This is a genomic window from Pseudomonas sp. S04 (assembly GCF_009834545.1).
GTDB lineage: Bacteria > Pseudomonadota > Gammaproteobacteria > Pseudomonadales > Pseudomonadaceae > Aquipseudomonas.
Genome location: NZ_CP019427.1, coordinates 548,589 through 566,012, shown reverse-complemented (window position 1 = coordinate 566,012; position 17,424 = coordinate 548,589). Strand labels below are relative to the sequence as shown.

Here is a 17,424-nt window from a genome sequence, read left to right as displayed (position 1 = left end):
CTCAGCGACCGCGAACTGCTTGTTCCAGCTCGGCGAAGCTAGGACGGTGCGCCGGGTACAGCACCTTGCGCCCGAATTCCACCGCCAGCGACGGCGGCATGCCGGAAGCCGAGGCCACCAGCGAGGCCTTGATGGCCTCGTAGACGTTCAGCTCTTCCTTGGCGTCGTGGGCCAGGGAATGGGCCAGCGGACCAAAAAAACCGTAGGCGGCGAGAATACCGAAGAAGGTCCCCACCAGTGCCGCACCGACGTGCAGGCCGATGGACTTCTGGTCGCCCTCACCCAGCGAGGCCATGGTGACCACGATCCCCAGTACCGCCGCGACGATACCAAAACCGGGCATCGCATCGGCAATGCCGTTGACTGCATGGGAGGGGTGTTCCAGGTCTTCCTTGAGACTGTACAGCTCCATGTCGAACAGGCCTTCGAGCTCATGGGGCGCCATGTTGCCGGACGACATGATGCGCAAGTAGTCGCAGATAAACGCAGTCATGCGCTCGTCCTTGAGCACCGTCGGGTACTTGGCAAAAATCGGGCTGGCGGCGGCGTCCTCGATATCCCCTTCAATCGCCATCATGCCTTCGCGGCGGCTCTTGTTGAGGATCTCGTAGATCAGGCCCAGCACCTCCAGGTAGAAGGCGTGGGTGAAGCGTGTGCTGAACATGCTCAGGGACTTCTTGAGCACGTGCATGGTCATGTAGCCGGGGTTGGCCTGGAGGAATGCACCCAGGGCTGCGCCGCCGATGATCAACACCTCGAAGGGCTGGATCAGGGCGGCAATCTTGCCATGGGAAAGCACGTATCCGCCGAGCACGCTCGCGAATACGACGATGATGCCGATAATTTTAGCCATAGGTAGAAGGTACTTACTTAAGTCGGGTTCAAGGTCATATTCGGAAGTTAAACAATCTCTTCTTCTACTTATCGGCAAAACTGCGCCAGACTATAGCCAGTTATGGCGAAAAGCCAATTTGCCCCGCCCCGGGCGTGTTTGAAGTCAACGATGATCGCGCCCGACCATGGTTAATGAAACGAACGTCCCACCGGCAACCCCCTCCACCCTGCAGGACTGGGTCCAGCGTCTCGACGCTGTGGTCTTGCCCGTACCGCAGGCCAGCCATGACCGCGTGTGCAGAGCCATCAACAGCAGTCGCAGCTCCCTGCGCGATATCGCCGACTTGATTCAGGGCAGTCCAGCCCTGGCCCTGAGCGTGATCCGCGAGGCCAATCGCCACGCCCACGGCAGCCTCAGTGAGCCTTGTGAAAACCTGGAAGTGGCGCTCACTCGCCTGGGCCTCAAACGCACCGCCGAACTCCTGGCACGCCTGCCCGCCATGCCCGAGCGCGATATCCCGCCGGCACTACGCAAGCTGCAACTGATCAGCCAGCACGCCTCGCAACAGGCCAACGGCTTTTTTGCCAGCCGCCTGGCGCGCCTGTGGCAGGACATCCACTGGGGCAGCCTATTGTTTCTGGCCCCCCTGTGGCCGCTGGCCCTGAGTCACCCACAGTTGCTGCAGGAATGGGAGCGCCGGGTGATCCACCAGGGCGAGGCAGCGCACAAGGTCGAAAAACAGCTGTTCGGGGTACGCCTGCTGGAACTCTGCCAGGTGCTGGTGGAGCTCTGGCGCTTGCCCTTCTGGGTCGCCCAGGGCTATCGGCTGCTGCTCACCGAGCAACGCGAGCTGGTGCAAGTGCTGCACATTGCCCGTGACGCCGACCATCCACTGCGCCAGCAAAACCGCCTGGATGACGATCCGACCTTGCGCCGCTGGCTCAACCAGCCCGCCAACAGCGTGCTGCTGGCCAACGGCCTGGCGCTGTCGGCCCAGCAATCCTGGGTCGGCCCGCACACCCGGCGCTGGCAGTACCTGACCAGCCTCTACCTGCAAATGCCGATGGATGAGGTGCAGCAGCAACAGCACCAACAGGCCGCGCAAAGCGCGCGCAACCACGGCCAGCCCGACCTCTGGCACCCGGCCGAAGCGCTGCTGTGGCCCTGGGAAGATGGCCAGGGCCGCGGCGAACAGGCTCCCGCCGCGCCCTCGGCCGAGGACCTGCAGCGCTGGCGCAAACACTGTGCCCAACTGCTGGCCGAGCCGAGCCCCTTCAGCAACGCCCTGCACCTGACCACCTGCGCCCGGGATGCCTTGGCGGCCTGCGGCATGCGCCGGGCCATGCTGCTGATGGCCGACCGCACTCAGAGCAACCTGCGCGTCCACCAGACCTGGGGCTTGCCCAAGGACAGCGCCAGCCTGCAACTGGCGGTCGGCCAGAGCAGCGTGCTGCAGCGCTTGCTGGCGCAACCGGCGCAATTGCGCCTGACACCCGCCAACCATGCACAGTTTTGCGCCCACTTGCCGGACAGCCTGCGCTCGCTGTTCGACGGCGAGCACTTGCTGCTGCGCTCGCTGACCAACAAAGGCAAAGTGATCATGCTGCTGGTCGCCGACCAGGGTGGCGGCGCGTTTGCCGACATCAGCGTCCAGGCCTTCGGCAAAACCGCGCAGTGCATCGAAAAGGCTCTCAATACCTATAGCGCGCGTTGATCCCTCGCTCATCCGTTTTTCCGTCGACGGATTTGCCAATCTGGCGAAGTGATACTAATCCTTACTCACTAGCGATCATCCTGCGCAGCCCCTCCCCCGAGCAACGACGGGGAGTGATACGTCAACAGTCCATCTCCAAGGACAGCAATTATGTCTGGCAGTCATTCTTGGACACGACTGAGTCGTCGTGGATATGGCGTTTTCTGGGTGATCGGCGGCCAGGCGGCGCAGAGCCTGACCAGCTTCCTCACAGGCCTGGTGCTGGGTCGCTGCGTCTCGCAAGAAGCCCTGGGCGCCTACGCCCTGGGCTTGAGCTTCTGCTTCCTGATCATCTCGTTGGGCGACACGCTGATCGCGACGCCCTACACCTATCTGCGCGCCAGCGGCGAAGGAGAGCCGCACGCCCTGTTCAGCAGCGCCTTGTGGGGCAGCGCCGGGCTCGGCCTGGTGGTGGCGTTGGTCTTGACCCTGCTGCACCAATTCGGGGCAGGCTTGCCCAGCGAGCTCTGGCCTGCCCTGCCCCTGGCGGTGATGGGTCTGGTGATGCGCGAATTTCTACGGCGGCATTTCTACGTGATCAACCGCTCCAGGCAAGCCCTGATCCTCGACCTGACCAGTGCCATCGGCCAGTTGCTCGCCCTCGGGGTCTTAGCCTGGGGTGGATGGCTCAGCGCTGAAACAGTGTTCTTTGCCATCGCCGGGGTTTGCGCCCTGTCCTTTGCGCTGAACCTGCCGCAGGCCCAGGCGTCATTCTTCTGGCCACCGATCAGGCAATTGGCGACTCAATGGCGTGCCTTCCTCGGCTATGGCGGCTGGCTGGTGGCCGGCGGGTTGTGCCATGTCGCCAGCGTGCAACTGTACCCCTGGCTAGCGCTGCTGGGGGGCGGCCAGGCGATGGCCGGCCTGTATGCGGCGTGCATCGCGGTCACCAACCTGATCAATCCGTTGCTGATCGCCCTGACCAATCATTTCCGCCCACGCTTCATTGCGCACTATCAAGAGGCAGGCCCGGCCCGTTTGCTCCGCTATATGCTGCTGCGGGCGCTGCCATTCCTGCTGCCGGCCCTGGGGTTCGTGCTGCTGGCGTGGCTGGCTGGGGAACCGTTACTGGGCGTGCTGTACGGCCCCGACTTCAGCAAAGGCGGGCCGGCGCTGGTGTACCTGGCCTTCGGCCTGCTGGCCGTGGCAGCCGCCGCACCGATACAGCTTGGGCTCCTGGCCTTGCGGGCGCCGGTGAGCAACCTGTTCTACCACGGCACCAACCTGACAGTGCTGCTGGTACTGGCCTTGATCTGGCACGACCGGTTGTCGCTTGAGCTGTTAGCCCAGTTCTATTGTGGCGCAAATGTTGCTGGCCTTTTGATGCTAGCGATTATGTTCCAAGTAATGGCAAAAAAAACTAACCGCTGCACTGGTGAAATACAGGTGAGTGACTAAAGTCAAACTTCGCCTAATGGCTATTAAGTATCAAAACGCCACAAGTTCGCTGTTGTCGTTGGAGCTATCTGTAACAAAAAACACTTATGGGCCCTTGATCCGCGCAGTAGGGGCCGGCGAATGGATTGGACGTTTTATCAGACTCAGGTTTTTGGCCAAGGAGTTAACGTCATGCGCAAGATAGTAGTAACTGGCGGCGCCGGCTTTGCGGGCTCGCATATTGTCGACGAAGTTTGCCGGCATTTCTCTGACGCCAAAGTTGTGGTCTTCGACAAGATGACTTACGCCGGCGATGTTCGCAACATTTCCCATCACTTGTTTCCCAATCGCGTGCAGTTGCTGGTCGGCGATGTTGCCGACCTGGATATGTGCCGCCGGGTGGTCAAGGACGCTGACCTGGTGATCCATGCCGCAGCCGAAAGCCATGTGGATAACTCTTTCGGCAACTCCCTGGAGTTCACCCGAACCAATGTGCTGGGCACCCATGCGTTGATGGAAGCCTGCCGCCAGGAAAAGGTCAGGAAGATCGTCCATGTCAGCACCGACGAGGTCTACGGGCAGGTCATGGAAGGCGCGGCCAGTGAAAACGAGGTCTTGCGCCCCACCAACCCCTACTCATCCTCCAAGGCCGCGGCCGAGATGATCCTGCAGGGTTACCTGCAGTCCTACCACGAACCCATCGTGATCATCCGGGCCAACAACCTCTATGGCATCCGCCAGTTTCCGGAAAAGATCATCCCGCGCTTTATCTGCCACATGCTGACCGGGCGCAAACTGACCCTGCATGGTAATGGTACCAATCGCCGGCACTACCTTAGTGCACAGGACTTCGCCGAAGCGGTGGTGTTCGTGGCTGAAAAAGGTGAAGTCGGCGAGGTCTACAATATCGGCACCACCGAGGAATATACCAACCTGCAAGTGGCCGAACTTATCAGCAAGGCCTTCGACAAACCCTCGCGCGAAGTCATTACCTATATCCCCGACCGGCCGTTCAACGACGGGCGTTACTCAGTGTCCTGGGACAAGCTCATGCACATGGGCTGGAAGCCCAAAAACAACCTGAGCGACGACATCAGCATGTTAGTCGACTGGTACCGCGACAACTTCGCGCGCTACCCGGAGTTGTTTGGCGAGTTGCCCGCGACCGCTGCCGTCGAGGTCGAAGTCGCCGGCCTGCTGCCGGTACAGGAAGTCTCCAACGGGCTCTCCAAAGGCCTTAGTTCCTGACTCAGAGTTGTTGTCACTTGCGCAGTTGAGGCGAGGATATTCCATGTCAGTTAGCGAAACGCTCCCGGGCGCTGCCCCGGACGCACAGGTGCAGGGTACGCGTGCTAAAAAAAGGGCCCGCCGTTTTGATGCCCCGGCCTTGGCTGGCCTGGAAATCCTCCTGACTCGGCTGGGCCGGGTGCTGGGAGGATTGCTCGCGACCGTGCTGCTCAACGTCCACTACTGGTGGCTCACGGATCGCTGGTGGGCCGATGCCTGGACGGTCGGTTTCGTGGTGGTCTGTGCCTCGGCGGTGATGCCCGTGCGGGTCTACAAAGGCTTTTCGCGCCAGGACCGCAAAGCCCTGCGCTGGGTCAGCTCGGTGCTCAACGGCGCACTGGTGACCCTGCTGGTGCTGGTATTCATGGAGATCGGCCAGATGCCGATGCTGGCTCCCTGGTCCTACCTCGCGCTGTTCATCATGCTGGTGCTTTTTGCGCAAGTAGCCGGTCAGTACGTGTCGCGCTACACCCGCTCCTGGGACCGCAAGCTGCGCCTGGTCATCGTCGGCGCTGGCGAGCAAGGCGTGGCGATTGCGCGCTACCTGACCGCCCGGGAACCGGAAATCGTCGTGATCGGTTTCATCGACGACCGCAGCTCGCGCATTGATACCTCCACCCTGCCGTTCCCCCTGCTCGCCGGGGGGACCGCGCAGCTGGACCAACTGCCACCGGACATCGACGGAGTGATCATCGCCCTGCCCAACCAGGCAGGTGACCGGGTCAGCTCGCTGGCCACCCGCCTGCGCGGGCAGATGGGCAATGTCTACCTCGCCCCCGAGGAGCCGGTGCTCGGCCATCCCTTCCTCAGCCGCCCGCACAGCGGACCCGGCAACATGTTGCTGCTGGGCATGAACCCCTTGCCTATCGAAGGACGGCTGATCAAGCGGGTGTTCGACATCAGCTTCTCGGCGGTCGTGCTGTTGCTGTTCCTGCCCATTGGCCTGGTGCTGGGCGCCCTGATCCGCCTGGAGTCGCCTGGGCCGGCGCTGTTCACCCAAGGCCGCTACGGCCTGCGCAACCGTCTATTCCAGATCTACAAGTTTCGCAGCATGCGGTTCGACCCCACGCCCGGCGAAATCTGCCTCAACCAGCGCCAGGATGCCCGCGTGACCCGGATCGGCAACTTCATCCGGCGCACCAGCCTCGATGAGTTCCCGCAGTTCATCAATGTACTGCTGGGGGATATGTCGGTGATCGGCCCACGCCCTCACCCGCCGGGCGTCAAGGCCGGCGACCGCACCTACGAGAACGTGGTGGTGGATTTCGTCGAGCGCTACAAGGTGCGCCCAGGCATTACCGGCTGGGCCCAGGTCAATGGCTCACGGGGCAATACCTTCACTGAAGAGTCACTGACCGAGCGCTTCATCTTTGACGTGCAGTACATCCAGAACTGGTCGCCAGAGCTGGACTTGTGGATCGTGATCAAGACCATCTTTGGTGGGTTGGGAGGCAAGAATGCATTTTGAATCGATGCCCGTCGCCAGCCCGAACGAGGAAGCCAATCTGGGAATGCGCAGCAGCATCATCGTGCTGACCCTCAATGCCCAGGAGCACCTCAAGGCCCTGCTGCCGGCCCTCACCGCCCTGAAACAGGCGCCTCGGGAGGTGGTGTTCATCGACTCCTCGTCCACCGACCTGACGCCGCAGATGATCGAGACCGCCGGGCATCGCCTGGTGACCATCCAGCGCAGTGAGTTCGGCCACGGCAAGACCCGCAACCTGGCGCTGCAGTTGTGCGCCCGCAGCGAGTTCCTGGTGTACCTCACTCAAGATGCCTGCCCCCAGGGCGATGATTGGCTGCAACGCTTGCTCAAGCCCTTTGCCGACCCACAGGTGGCCCTGGTCTACGGCCAGCAGCTACCGCGCCGGGAGGCCACCGACACCGAACGTTTTGCTCGCGAGTTCAATTACCCCGATCGTCATGAACGCACGACCCAGGCAGACATCGCGCGTATCGGAATCAAGGCGGTGTTCTGCTCCAACTCCTTTGCCGCCTATCGTCGCGACGCACTGGAGGCCGTCGGCGGATTCCCCACACAGTTGCCCCTGGGCGAAGACATGGCCGCAGCCATCCGCCTGCTCGGCAAGGGTTATGCCCGGGTCTACGAACCCGCGGCCCAGGCCGTGCACAGCCACGACTACAGCATCAGCCAGGAATTCAAGCGCTACTTCGACATCGGCACCCTGATTGCCATGGACAGCGAACTGAGCAAGGCGCGCCTGTCGACGTCCGGCGAAGGCTTGCGGTTCGTCAAGGTCGAGATCCAGGCTGCACTCAAGCGCGGCCAGCCCCTGGCAGTTTTTTCCATCCTGCTGCGCACGGCGGGCAAGTACCTGGGCTACTGGCTCGGTGAGCGTTACCAACGGGTACCGCTGGTATGGCGCCGGCGGATGAGCATGCATTCAATGTTCTGGAACCAGCCATGAGCATTGTCGTCGTCGGGGATACCAGCCTGATCGCCCAGGCCTTGCGCCAGTGCGAGCAGACGGCTGGCTGGGGGTTTATCGGCCACCGCGAAGCCCTCGCGAGCGACACCTGGCTCGACGGTGTCAGCCAGGTGCTGAACCTGGCGTACAACCCGGCCCTGCGCAACGGCTACGAACACGCCCTGGACTTCGAACTGGCCCTGGCCCGGCGCATCGAACCGCTGCCGCAGGTGCGCTACATCATGGCCAGTTCACGCCTGGTGTACGGCCCCGCGATCAATGACCAGGCCTTGCACGAATCCCAGGAACCCCAGCCCGTGGCGACCTACGGGATCGGCAAACTGATCACCGAACGGGCGATCACCCAGATGCTCGGCGAGCGCCTGACCATCGTGCGCATGAGCAATATCTTCGGCTACGAACTTGAGGAAAGCCGGCGCAACTTCTTCGCCATCGCCTTGCGCAGCCTGCTTGGCCAGCAGCGCATCGTGCTGGACATGAGCCCCTTCGTCGAACGCGATTTCCTCCCCGTGGAAGTCCTCGCCAGTTGGCTGGCACGAATCGCCCAAGACCCGCAGCCAGGCATCTTCAATCTTGGCTCAGGCATCGGCACACCCACCGGGCGTATTGCCCAGTGGTTAATCGAAGGTTTTGGCAGCGGTGAGTTGCTGGTGACCAACCTGCGCGAATTCGACGGGTTCCGCCTGGATATCGCCGCCGCCCGGGCCACCTATGGCATCCCGGGCCTGACTGCCACGGCGCTCAGGCAGCATTGCCAAGCCCTCGGCGCCCGTCTGCATGATGAGAGTCGATTGCTCCAGGGGTATGCGTGATGAAGACGCTCACGGTTTCCATCGTCAATTACCGCACACCGCAACTGGTGGTCGAGTGCGTGGCATCGCTCAAGCGTTTCCCGCCCAGTCGGGCAACGCTGGCCATTGCCGTGGTCGATAACGCTTCGGGCGATGACAGCGTGTCGGTCATCGCCCAGCAGTGCCCGGACATTCAACTGATCGCCTCGCCAAACAACCTGGGTTTTGGCGGCGGCAATAACCTGATCCTGCGCGGCTTGCGCAGCGACTACGTGCTGCTGCTCAACAGTGATGCCCAGGTCGAGGCCGGCACCCTCGACCGGCTGATCGAAGTCCTCGAACTGCAACCGCAGGTGGGCGCGGTCAGTGGCCGAGTCGTCAATGCCAGCGATGGCGCCGATCAGGATTTCCCCTGCCGTTTCCCCAGCCTGACGCAGATGGTCAAGCGCATGCTGACCGGCCCGCAGTTCCCGGCCAACGGCCAGTCGGCCCCCATCAGCCTTGAGCGCCTGCATGGCGCCTGCATGCTGATCCGCGGCGAGTTGCTGCACAGCGTCGGGCTGTTTGACGAAGGTTTTTTCATGTACGACGAAGACGTCGACTGGTGCGTACGGGCCCGCAACGCCGGCTGGGAGTTGCTGCTGGTGCCCGACGCGCGGATTCTGCACCACGGCGGTAGTTCCTCCGGACGCGCGCCCGCTGGCCAGCGTCGCCAGGCGCCGAGTGAAACCGCACTGCGCATGCGCTATGAGCTGCGCCGCAGCCGCTATCGGCTGTACCGCAAGCACCGCAGCCTGGCCGAAGTGCTGCTGCTCAAACTGCTGACCGACCTGGTGATGCTGGCCGCCAGTGCCAAGACCCTGCTGGCCGCCGTCCTGCAGCCGGCGCGGCGCGAGGAAGCACGGGCATTGCTGCGGGCCAATGCCCGGGTGATGTCGATCAACCCCCTGCGCATCGAGGTGGTTGACCATGGCGTTTGAGCCCTCACCCTACGAGCCCCTCGATGACCGGACTCAGCGCCGGGGCGTGGTGCTGGCCGGGGTTCTGGGGTTGGTGGTGGCGTTCACCACGGTCTACATGCCCCTGGCGGGCATGGCCTTGTCGTTGGCCTTCGGCGGCGTCCTGCTGCTGGCCCGCCGGCCGCAATGGTTATTCCTGGGTTTTGTGATCAGCCTGGCCATCCCGATCCAGAAGACCGTCGGTGGCATTCCACTGAACGCCGCCGATGCGCTTGTCGTGCTCTGGGCGCTGCTCTGGCTGTTCATGCTGCAACGCCCGCAAGCGCCGCACCTGGGGCGGATGCGCGTACCGTTCCTGATCCTCGCCATCACGCCCTTCCTGATCGCGGTGTTCCTCGCACAACTGGGCTCCATCGCCCCCGGCGCCAGCATCAAGCAGTCATTGCGGGTCGTCGAATGGTTCGTACTGTTGCCGGTGCTGTTGATGGTATTTCGCCCGGATCAGGACTTCTGGCGTTTCGCCGCGATCACCCTGATCTGCACTCCAGTCTTCTTTGCCATCGATGGCCTGGTGGAGTATGCCACCCACGGCCACACGCTCACCGGCATGCTGGGCATCCCGGTGCCTGGCCCCAGCGGTGACGAACCGGCGATCCACCACACCTTCGATATCTCCGGCCGGGCGGGCAGTTCCTTTGGTGGGGCGCAGGGCCTGGCCATGTACCTGGTGATGCTGCTCAGCATCTCCCTGGCGCATCTGCTGAACTCGCGCAGCGGTGGCCTGAGGGTCCTGGCGGGCCTGGGGATCGTCATCAGCATCGCCGGGATGATGGCCGCCCAATCCCGAGGCGGGCTGCTTGGGGGCCTGGCGTGCCTGTTGGCGATCTGCCTGATGCTGCGCCCGCAGCTGTGGAAATTCCTGGTGCTGGGGTTGATCGCGGTGGCCGTGATCGCCCCCATCGGCCTGGGTCTGTGGCCCAGTTGGGACGGCACCCTCAGCGGCCTGGTGCCGGGCCGCCCGGATGCGGTGATTGACCGCCTGACCATCTGGGGCGTGGTGCGTGACGTGTGGTTCGACAACCCGTTGATCGGGGTCGGGCTGGGCAATTTCCGCGATGAATTCTACGCCCGCGGCGTGACCCTCAACGTCGAACTCGGCTACCAGTCGACGCATGCCCACAACACCTACCTGGAGCTGCTCGCCGACACCGGCGCCCTGGGGCTGCTCAGCTACCTGGCCTTCATTGTCATGGTCTTTAGGCAATTGATCCGGCGCTGGAAGCGCAGCGTTGGCGACCCCGGCGACACCTTCACCCTGGCCGCGGTGGGCACCCTGACCGCGTACTGCGTGTTTGCCATGGTCGACATGCTGCTGCTGCAAAACATGCACTTCACCCTGGTGCTGCTGCTGAGCCTGGGGCTGACCGACAGTACCGCCCGCGCCCTGGGGCTGACCGGCGTCAAGACTCAAGAGGTTGCTGGATGAAGATCATGCTGCTGGTCGAGGAACTGGGCATCGGTGGCCTGCCCAACTACGTGCTGGACCTGGCCCGGGCGCTGAACGCCCAGGGCGACCGGACCCTGGTGGCGCACCAGGGGCAACAGGTCCCGGCGCACCTGGATTGCACCGGGGTGCAATTGCTCGGCCTGGGGGATGCCGATTCGCCCGGCCAGGCCCTGGAGCGCATCCAGGCCTGGGAGCCGGACCTGGTGCACGTGCACCTGTGCAGCGACAGCGACCTGCTGGCGGCATTGACCGACAGCGGCCTGGCGCTCATGCGCTCGTTCCATGACTACACGTCGATGTGCCTGCGCCGCGGCCGTCGACGTTTTCCGGGAGATCGTTGCCAGCGCCCTCTGGACTGGTCCTGCGCCCTGAACGGTTGCCTGATCGGTCCACCGAAAGCCGGTGGCCGTATGCCACGACTGATGGACCTGGCGGGCAAACTCAACGAACGCGGGATGTACCAGCGCTTTCGCGGGGCCGTGGTTGGCAGCCAGCATATGGGTCGGGTACTGCGGATCAATGGCTTCAGCGAGCAGCGGATCCATGTGGTGCCTTACTTCAGCCGGTTCGACCAACAGGCCCAGCAGCCGCAGGCCGTTGGCAAACCTGCCCTGCAAGGACGTCCCCTGCAGTTGCTGTTTGCCGGCCAGGCCGTCAAGGGCAAGGGCCTGGAGGTGCTGGTCAAGGCCCTGGCCGAGATCCAGGGTGACTGGCGCCTGGTCGCCATCAGCAGCGGCCCGCGCCTGGCTTCGGCCCGTGGTCTGGCGGAAAAACTGCAACTGAGCTCGCGCATTACCTTCATCGACTGGCTGGCCTCCGAAGAACTGGCCGGGCACTACCAGGGCGCCGACTTGTTCGTATTGCCTTCGGTGTGGGACGACCCCGGTCCCTTGGTGGGGATTGAAGCGATGGCCTTCGAGACGCCGGTACTGGCGTTCGCGGTCGGCGGCATTGCCGACTACGTGCGCGATGGCCACACCGGCCTGCTGGTCACCGATGTCAGCGTCAAGGGCCTGGCCGCCGGCCTGCAGCGCGCCCTGGATGAACCCGAACGCCTGGCGGTGCTCGGGCGGGCCGCTCGTGAGTGGGTCAAGGCCAACCACAGCCGCGACGGCCACATCCGCGCCTTGCGCGCGTTGTATGAGCAGTGCACCCACAACTTACCGGCCCATCCACCCCTGGGACTGATCTACGGGAGTGCGCGGGTATGACCGTATTGCGCCAGTTTGCCGGGTTCTACAGCAAGGCGATTGCACCCTGGGCCGTGGCCAAGGGTGAGCTGCTCAGCGTCCAGCGCCTGCGTGGGCTGGCGGTGCTGATGGTGTTGGTGGTGCACGTCGAAGACATCGGCCGCAAGCTGCCGGTGATGGCCGACTTTCACAGCACCTACGCCATGCGCGTGGGGTATTCGGCCCCCGACCTGTTCTTCGTGATCAGCGGTTTCATCATGACCTACGTCTCGGCAGGCAGTGCGTTCCAGCCCAAGCGCTGGGTCCTGAGCCGGGTCTTTCGCATCGTGCCGCTGTACGTGCTGTTTACCGGGCTGGTGGTGCTGATGTGGCTGTACAGCCCGAGCATGACCATGGGCTCGGGCAGCCACGACTGGGTCAGCGCGCTGAAGTCGATGCTGATGCTGCCGCAAGCCGGCCTGCCGATCCTGTTCGTGGGCTGGACGCTGGAACATGAAATCGTGTTCTACACCATCGTCTTCCTGGTCATGCGCTTCAGCACGATCAACGCCTTGCCGTGGGTGATGCTGACCCTCTCAGTGCTGGCCCTGGCCAAATGGGCACTGCGGGTCCACGGCGGGATCGACTTCTGGGACTACCACCTGTTTTCGCTGTTCATCATCCAATTCACCATCGGGGTCGGGGTCTTCAAGATCTATCAGCGGGCCCGGGCCTGGGGCTTCTGGCCGCCCTTCGTGGCGGGCTGCGTCCTGCTATTGCTGGCGTCGATCTTCGCCGACTCGGGGCAACTCAACCGTGAACAACCAATCCGAGTCCTGAGCTTTGGCCTGTCCTATGGCGCCTTCATGTTGGCCGGGCTGACCCTGGAATGGCAAAGCCGCACCAAAGGCCACGTGCCCACGCGCCGGGACTGGATGGTGCAGATCGGCGATGCCTCCTACGCGATCTACCTGACACACCCGTTCGTGCTCGCCAGTTTTGGCCGGTTGTTCAAGGTGGTCAGCGTGACCCCCTTCGGCGCGGTCGGGGTGGTGATCCTGGCGGGCCTGACTACGATTGGGGTGGGGTATGCCGTGCATGTGTTGCTGGAAAAGCCGGTCATCGAGATTGGCAAACGAATCACCCGAGCCATTGCATAAGCAACTAAGGAAGAATCAATCATGAATGCAATCAGTCATCCCATCGTGCCCTCTGCGGGTGTAGACGAGGCAAGACTGAGGTTTCCGATGCAGGAAATCATGGCCAGGGTCCTGCGCGACGCCACTGACGAGGCACTCACGCAACTGATGTTCATCGGTGTGGCGCGCAAGGTCGGCACCACCTTTGTCGCGCAGCAGGCCGCCAGCCACCTGGCGGCCGCCTTCGGCAGCGTGCTGGTGATCGAAGTCAGCGCCAATGTCGACGACACCGAAATGCTCGCCGGCGACCTCAAGCGCCTGCGGGTGCCGAACCATTCGGTGGTACGCATCAGCCTGTCGGTCAACAGTTGCCTGAAGCTGCTGGGCCACGGCGGTGAATCGCCGGCGAAACTGGCCGAGCGCCTGCGCGAGCATTTTGACCTGGTGCTCTGGGACATGCCGTCGCCGACCTTCGCCCCCGTGTCGATCGTTGCCGCTCGCCACATGAATTCGATTGTGCTGGTCGCACAGGCCAACAAGAGCCGACGCCATGCCGCCAAGTACGTATGCGACCGCCTCGAGGACAGCGGCGGCAACGTGCTGGGCGTGGTGCTCAATCGTACCCTCAACTTTATTCCGGAGTGGTTGTATCGCTGGTTGTAACCGTGGCCAAGAAAAACATGAATTTCACCTGGGGATAAGAACGGACATGGCGATCATGGACTGGTGTGGGGCGAGCGCGAAGTTTCTGCTAACCGCTGTACTGATGGGGGGCCTGCTGAGTGGTTGTACAACGATCAAGACCGAACAGATGGCTGGGTCGCAGACTTTGCCGCTGCTAGGCAAGGATGGGGTGGTGCCCGGCGGAAAATACCTGATCCGTCCCGGCGATGACCTGGACATCAAGTTCTACACCGCCAAGGACTACGACGAGGCGATCCCGGTGCGGCCCGATGGCTTCATCAGTATGCAGCGGGTCTCGGACATCAAGGCCGCCGGGTTGACGCCCGACGAACTGAGCGCGGCCATCAGCAAGGCCTACACGGGCAAGCTCAGTGATTCGAGCGTGTCGGTGATGGTCAAGTCCTTCAAGGGCTTTCGCGCGTACATCGGCGGCGAAGTGGCCAAGCCCCAGGTCATCCCCATGGAAGGTGGCATCACGGTGATGCAGGCGATCTACCGTGCCGGCGGCCTGCGTTACACCGCGCACCCGGAATCCGTGGTGCTGATCCGCAAGCAGGAAAGTGGCGAGCCCAAGAGCTACCACCTGGACCTGAGCGACCAGGCCATCGAGCTGGGCAAGAACGACATGGCCGTGGCTTTGCAACCCTACGACGTGATCTATGTCCCGCGCTCGCCAATTGCCAACGCCAACCTGTGGGTGACGCAATACATCACCGACCTGCTGCTGTTCAAAGGCATCAACTTCGGCTTCTCGGTCAACCGCAACTACAACAGCGGGGACAGTTCGGATGGCACCTTCTAATCCACGCGTGAGGCTCTGGAGCAGCCTGCTGCTGGGGTTGCTCGCCTGTTTGCTGGTGCCCGTGGCGCAGGCCGAGATGAAATACGGGATCAACGCCAAGTGGGGCGGTGGCGGCTACGAAGAGCTGGTCGCACGCTTTGCCCTGGCCCGTTCGCTGGGCGTCAAGCAGGTGCGTATCGACTGGGAGTGGCGCCTGGTGGAAGGCCAGAAAGGCGTCTACGACTGGACCCCGATGGACAACCTGGTCAAGGCCGCCGCCGAGCAGGATATCGAGCTGTTGCCGATCGTCCACTACGCGCCGAACTGGGCCCTGCCAATGCTCGCCTTCAAATCCAGCGGCACCTACGAGCTGGCGCCTTCGAGCGACTACTACGACAACTTTGCCGCCTTCATCAAAGCCTGTATCGAACGCTACGGCCCCACCACCAAGGCCGGCATCACCTACTGGCAGATCTGGAACGAACCCAACACCCCGCAATTCTGGGGGCCGTCGCCCAAGCCCAAGGACTTCGTCAAGATGATGAAAGCCGTGAGTCACGCGGTGGCGGAACAACGGCCGAGCATCAAACTGGTACACGCCGGTATCTCGCGCAATGACATCACCTACCTGTGGATGCTCTGGGATATCGACCCCTCCTACGGCGAGTACTTCGACATCCTGGCGGTGCACCCGTACCTGTTCAACAAGGACGCCAGCGGCATCAACGCCCCCCAGGACATGGACGCCGACGAAAGCAGCCTGGCCAAGATGGGGTTTGTCGGCAGCAAGGAAGACAACACCTACCTGGGCAAACTCTTCAACCTGCAACTGTTCATGCACCTGCGCCAGTCGAGCAAGCCGATCTGGATCACTGAGCTGGGCTATGTGGTCGCCGCGCCGCCCCTGGGCGTGACCGAAGCCCAGCAGAGCGCCAAGACCAAGGCCACCCTGGACTACATCAACCAGCATCTGAGCGGCAAAAGCTTCGGCAAGGGCTTGCGTGGCGACCTGCCGGCCGATGTCGAGCGGGTCTACTGGTTTTCACTGGAGGACTACGAGTCCCCCGATGGCCTGGGGAATTTCGGCCTGATTCGTGCGGACGGTACCGAGCGGCCCGCCGCCGCCGTGTATCGCCAATACGCCCAATAAGAGGGGATGAACATGAGTATCCGCGACGTTCTTAATATTCTCTTCAAGCGGCGTTATGTCGCGATCTGCTTCTTCCTGGCGGTGTTGATCGGTGGTTTTGTCGGGCTCAAGGTGTACCCGGCAACCTACGACGCCACCGCCCGCCTCCTGGTGCGCCTGGGCCAGGAAGACATCTACATGCCGGTGCTGAGCAGCAGCCAGTTCCGCACGCCGATGATGTCGGTGGTGCGCGAAGAACAACTGCACTCCGAAGCCGAGATCATCACCAGCGAAGGCCTGTCCGAACAAGTGGTGGACAAGCTGACGCCGCAAGTGCTGTTTCCCGGCATCGACATCAACCATCCCTGGTATTCCCCCAAGGGCTGGCTGCAGATGGCTACCCAGGCCTACGCCGGTCTCGAGAGCTTCTTCTTTCCGCAATCAGGCAACCGCGACCTGCGCAGCAAAGCCATCTCGCGCTTGCAGAATGACCTGAGTGCAGAACCGGTCAAGAGCTCCAACATCATCGAGGTCACGCTCAAGAGCAAATCGCCGCAGGCCGCCGCATTGGGGGTCAACGAGCTGGTCAAGCACTACCTCACCGAACGGGTCAGGGTTTACCAGCGCGAGCAGACCGGCTTTATCTCTACCCAACTGGAAGAGCTCGACGGCCAGATCAAGGGCATCGAAGGCACCCTGGAACACTTTCGCAATGACCGGCAGATCATGGATGTCGACCTGCAACGCAGCATGCAGATCGAAAAGCTCAAGGACGCGCGCAAGAACATCGATACCACCTCATTGATGGTCGAGCAGACCGACAAGCAGATCGGTGTGCTGCGCAGTCAGTTGAGCGGCTTGCCCCAGGTGACCGAACTCGACGGCCAGCAAGGCTCCAACAGCTACGCCCTGAGCGAGATGAACAAGCAACTGACTGACCTCAAGCGCCAGGAGGCCGACACCATCGCACGGCTGTCGCCGAGCGATCCGAAGGTCAGCTCACTGCGTGAACAAATCACCGTGGTCGAACGCGGGATCGCCGAACAACGCGGCCAGCGCGACACCAACTCGCGGCGCGGGATCAACCCGCTCAACGCCCGCGTGCGCGATGACCTGATGAAAAGCGAGGCGGCCATGGCCGGTTATCGCCAGGGCCTGGCCACCCTCAAGGAGCAGGAGGCGGCGGATGTCACCCGGCTCAACGAAATCAACAACGTCGAAGCCCAGTTCAAGGAACTGGAGCAGAAACTCGGGGTACTGCGCGACAGCCGCAAGCTGTACCTGGAGAAACTCGAGGAGACCCGCTTCCTCAACGAACAGGCCAGCTCGCAGATCGGCAACGTCTCGGTAGTGAGCTGGGCAACCGTTAATACCAAGCCGGTCAGCCCGAAACTGTGGATGGTGTTGATTGGCGTGCTGGTCGGTGGCTTGCTGGGCGGGATCGGCCTGGCCTTCGTGATCGAGTTCTTCGACGACAGCCTCAAGTCCGACTCGGACGTGCGCCGCTACCTGGGCCTGCCGGTGATCGCCAAGGTGCCGAACCTGGGATGACCCCTGGGGGGC

At 62.8% G+C, this 17,424-nt stretch carries 15 protein-coding genes; 14 read left to right on the top strand and 1 reads right to left on the bottom strand.

Annotated features, from left to right (window positions below):
* Position 1 precedes the first annotated feature (1 nt).
* Entirely contained in the window at positions 2 to 853 is an 852-nt protein-coding gene (motA, locus tag PspS04_RS02400; RefSeq protein ID WP_095169587.1) for a flagellar motor stator protein MotA, read from the bottom strand.
* A gap of 166 nt (positions 854 to 1,019) precedes the next feature.
* On the opposite strand from motA, the gene PspS04_RS02395 reads away from it, so the two are divergent.
* The 14 genes from PspS04_RS02395 (at position 1,020) to PspS04_RS02330 (ending at position 17,412) form a co-directional block, all read left to right on the top strand.
* Positions 1,020 to 2,549 (top strand): HDOD domain-containing protein, encoded by a 1,530-nt coding sequence (locus PspS04_RS02395; RefSeq protein WP_159993437.1) that lies wholly within the window; start codon positions 1,020 to 1,022, stop codon positions 2,547 to 2,549.
* 150 nt (positions 2,550 to 2,699) lie between these two features.
* Positions 2,700 to 3,986 carry a lipopolysaccharide biosynthesis protein gene (locus PspS04_RS02390; RefSeq protein WP_159993435.1) on the top strand — a complete coding sequence of 429 codons (1,287 nt, stop codon included), beginning with the start codon at positions 2,700 to 2,702 and terminating at the stop codon, positions 3,984 to 3,986.
* Positions 3,987 to 4,157: 171 nt separating this feature from the next.
* The gene (locus PspS04_RS02385; protein ID WP_159993433.1) at positions 4,158 to 5,213 is read left to right on the top strand and encodes a GDP-mannose 4,6-dehydratase; all 1,056 of its coding nucleotides are present in this window, start codon (positions 4,158 to 4,160) and stop codon (positions 5,211 to 5,213) included.
* Between the two features lie 43 nt (positions 5,214 to 5,256).
* The gene (locus PspS04_RS02380) at positions 5,257 to 6,720 is read left to right on the top strand and encodes an exopolysaccharide biosynthesis polyprenyl glycosylphosphotransferase (RefSeq protein WP_095169591.1); all 1,464 of its coding nucleotides are present in this window, start codon (positions 5,257 to 5,259) and stop codon (positions 6,718 to 6,720) included.
* Complete coding sequence (locus PspS04_RS02375; protein ID WP_159993431.1) at positions 6,710 to 7,681, top strand: glycosyltransferase family 2 protein; 972 nt, start codon at positions 6,710 to 6,712, stop codon at positions 7,679 to 7,681. The genes PspS04_RS02380 and PspS04_RS02375 overlap by 11 nt, the downstream gene beginning before the upstream one ends.
* Positions 7,678 to 8,514 carry an NAD-dependent epimerase/dehydratase family protein gene (locus tag PspS04_RS02370; protein ID WP_159993428.1) on the top strand — a complete coding sequence of 279 codons (837 nt, stop codon included), beginning with the start codon at positions 7,678 to 7,680 and terminating at the stop codon, positions 8,512 to 8,514. The genes PspS04_RS02375 and PspS04_RS02370 overlap by 4 nt, the downstream gene beginning before the upstream one ends.
* On the top strand, positions 8,514 to 9,473 hold the full coding sequence (locus PspS04_RS02365) for a glycosyltransferase family 2 protein (protein ID WP_159993426.1): 960 nt from the start codon (positions 8,514 to 8,516) through the stop codon (positions 9,471 to 9,473). The genes PspS04_RS02370 and PspS04_RS02365 overlap by 1 nt, the downstream gene beginning before the upstream one ends.
* Positions 9,463 to 10,938, top strand: coding sequence for an O-antigen ligase family protein (locus tag PspS04_RS02360; protein WP_159993424.1), 1,476 nt, complete (start codon positions 9,463 to 9,465; stop codon positions 10,936 to 10,938). The genes PspS04_RS02365 and PspS04_RS02360 overlap by 11 nt, the downstream gene beginning before the upstream one ends.
* Entirely contained in the window at positions 10,935 to 12,170 is a 1,236-nt protein-coding gene (locus PspS04_RS02355; protein WP_159993422.1) for a glycosyltransferase family 4 protein, read from the top strand. Before PspS04_RS02360 ends, PspS04_RS02355 begins: the two co-directional genes overlap by 4 nt.
* Complete coding sequence (locus tag PspS04_RS02350; protein ID WP_159993420.1) at positions 12,167 to 13,288, top strand: acyltransferase family protein; 1,122 nt, start codon at positions 12,167 to 12,169, stop codon at positions 13,286 to 13,288. The genes PspS04_RS02355 and PspS04_RS02350 overlap by 4 nt, the downstream gene beginning before the upstream one ends.
* Positions 13,289 to 13,309: 21 nt before the next feature.
* Entirely contained in the window at positions 13,310 to 13,930 is a 621-nt protein-coding gene (locus tag PspS04_RS02345; RefSeq protein WP_159993418.1) for a hypothetical protein, read from the top strand.
* A gap of 148 nt (positions 13,931 to 14,078) precedes the next feature.
* Positions 14,079 to 14,753 (top strand): polysaccharide biosynthesis/export family protein, encoded by a 675-nt coding sequence (locus tag PspS04_RS02340; protein ID WP_159993416.1) that lies wholly within the window; start codon positions 14,079 to 14,081, stop codon positions 14,751 to 14,753.
* Positions 14,740 to 15,882: a hypothetical protein gene (locus PspS04_RS02335; protein WP_159993414.1), complete on the top strand. Its 1,143-nt coding sequence runs from the start codon at positions 14,740 to 14,742 to the stop codon at positions 15,880 to 15,882. Before PspS04_RS02340 ends, PspS04_RS02335 begins: the two co-directional genes overlap by 14 nt.
* Before the next feature lie 12 nt (positions 15,883 to 15,894).
* A complete protein-coding gene (locus tag PspS04_RS02330) occupies positions 15,895 to 17,412 on the top strand; it encodes a GumC family protein (RefSeq protein WP_159987314.1) in 1,518 nt (505 codons plus the stop codon).
* The last annotated feature ends 12 nt before the right edge of the window (positions 17,413 to 17,424 follow it).

Excerpts from the sequence above, each read along its gene's own strand:
- PspS04_RS02395 (WP_159993437.1), top strand. The coding sequence starts at position 1,020 with ATGGTTAATGAAACGAACGTCCCACCGGCAACCCCCTCCACCCTGCAG.
- PspS04_RS02350 (WP_159993420.1), top strand. The coding sequence starts at position 12,167 with ATGACCGTATTGCGCCAGTTTGCCGGGTTCTACAGCAAGGCGATTGCA.
- PspS04_RS02390 (WP_159993435.1), top strand. The coding sequence starts at position 2,700 with ATGTCTGGCAGTCATTCTTGGACACGACTGAGTCGTCGTGGATATGGC.
- PspS04_RS02380 (WP_095169591.1), top strand. The coding sequence starts at position 5,257 with ATGTCAGTTAGCGAAACGCTCCCGGGCGCTGCCCCGGACGCACAGGTG.
- PspS04_RS02370 (WP_159993428.1), top strand. The coding sequence starts at position 7,678 with ATGAGCATTGTCGTCGTCGGGGATACCAGCCTGATCGCCCAGGCCTTG.
- PspS04_RS02335 (WP_159993414.1), top strand. The coding sequence starts at position 14,740 with ATGGCACCTTCTAATCCACGCGTGAGGCTCTGGAGCAGCCTGCTGCTG.
- PspS04_RS02385 (WP_159993433.1), top strand. The coding sequence starts at position 4,158 with ATGCGCAAGATAGTAGTAACTGGCGGCGCCGGCTTTGCGGGCTCGCAT.
- PspS04_RS02360 (WP_159993424.1), top strand. The coding sequence starts at position 9,463 with ATGGCGTTTGAGCCCTCACCCTACGAGCCCCTCGATGACCGGACTCAG.
- PspS04_RS02365 (WP_159993426.1), top strand. The coding sequence starts at position 8,514 with ATGAAGACGCTCACGGTTTCCATCGTCAATTACCGCACACCGCAACTG.
- PspS04_RS02340 (WP_159993416.1), top strand. The coding sequence starts at position 14,079 with ATGGCTGGGTCGCAGACTTTGCCGCTGCTAGGCAAGGATGGGGTGGTG.
- PspS04_RS02345 (WP_159993418.1), top strand. The coding sequence starts at position 13,310 with ATGAATGCAATCAGTCATCCCATCGTGCCCTCTGCGGGTGTAGACGAG.
- PspS04_RS02355 (WP_159993422.1), top strand. The coding sequence starts at position 10,935 with ATGAAGATCATGCTGCTGGTCGAGGAACTGGGCATCGGTGGCCTGCCC.
- motA (WP_095169587.1), bottom strand. The coding sequence starts at position 853 with ATGGCTAAAATTATCGGCATCATCGTCGTATTCGCGAGCGTGCTCGGC.
- PspS04_RS02330 (WP_159987314.1), top strand. The coding sequence starts at position 15,895 with ATGAGTATCCGCGACGTTCTTAATATTCTCTTCAAGCGGCGTTATGTC.
- PspS04_RS02375 (WP_159993431.1), top strand. The coding sequence starts at position 6,710 with ATGCATTTTGAATCGATGCCCGTCGCCAGCCCGAACGAGGAAGCCAAT.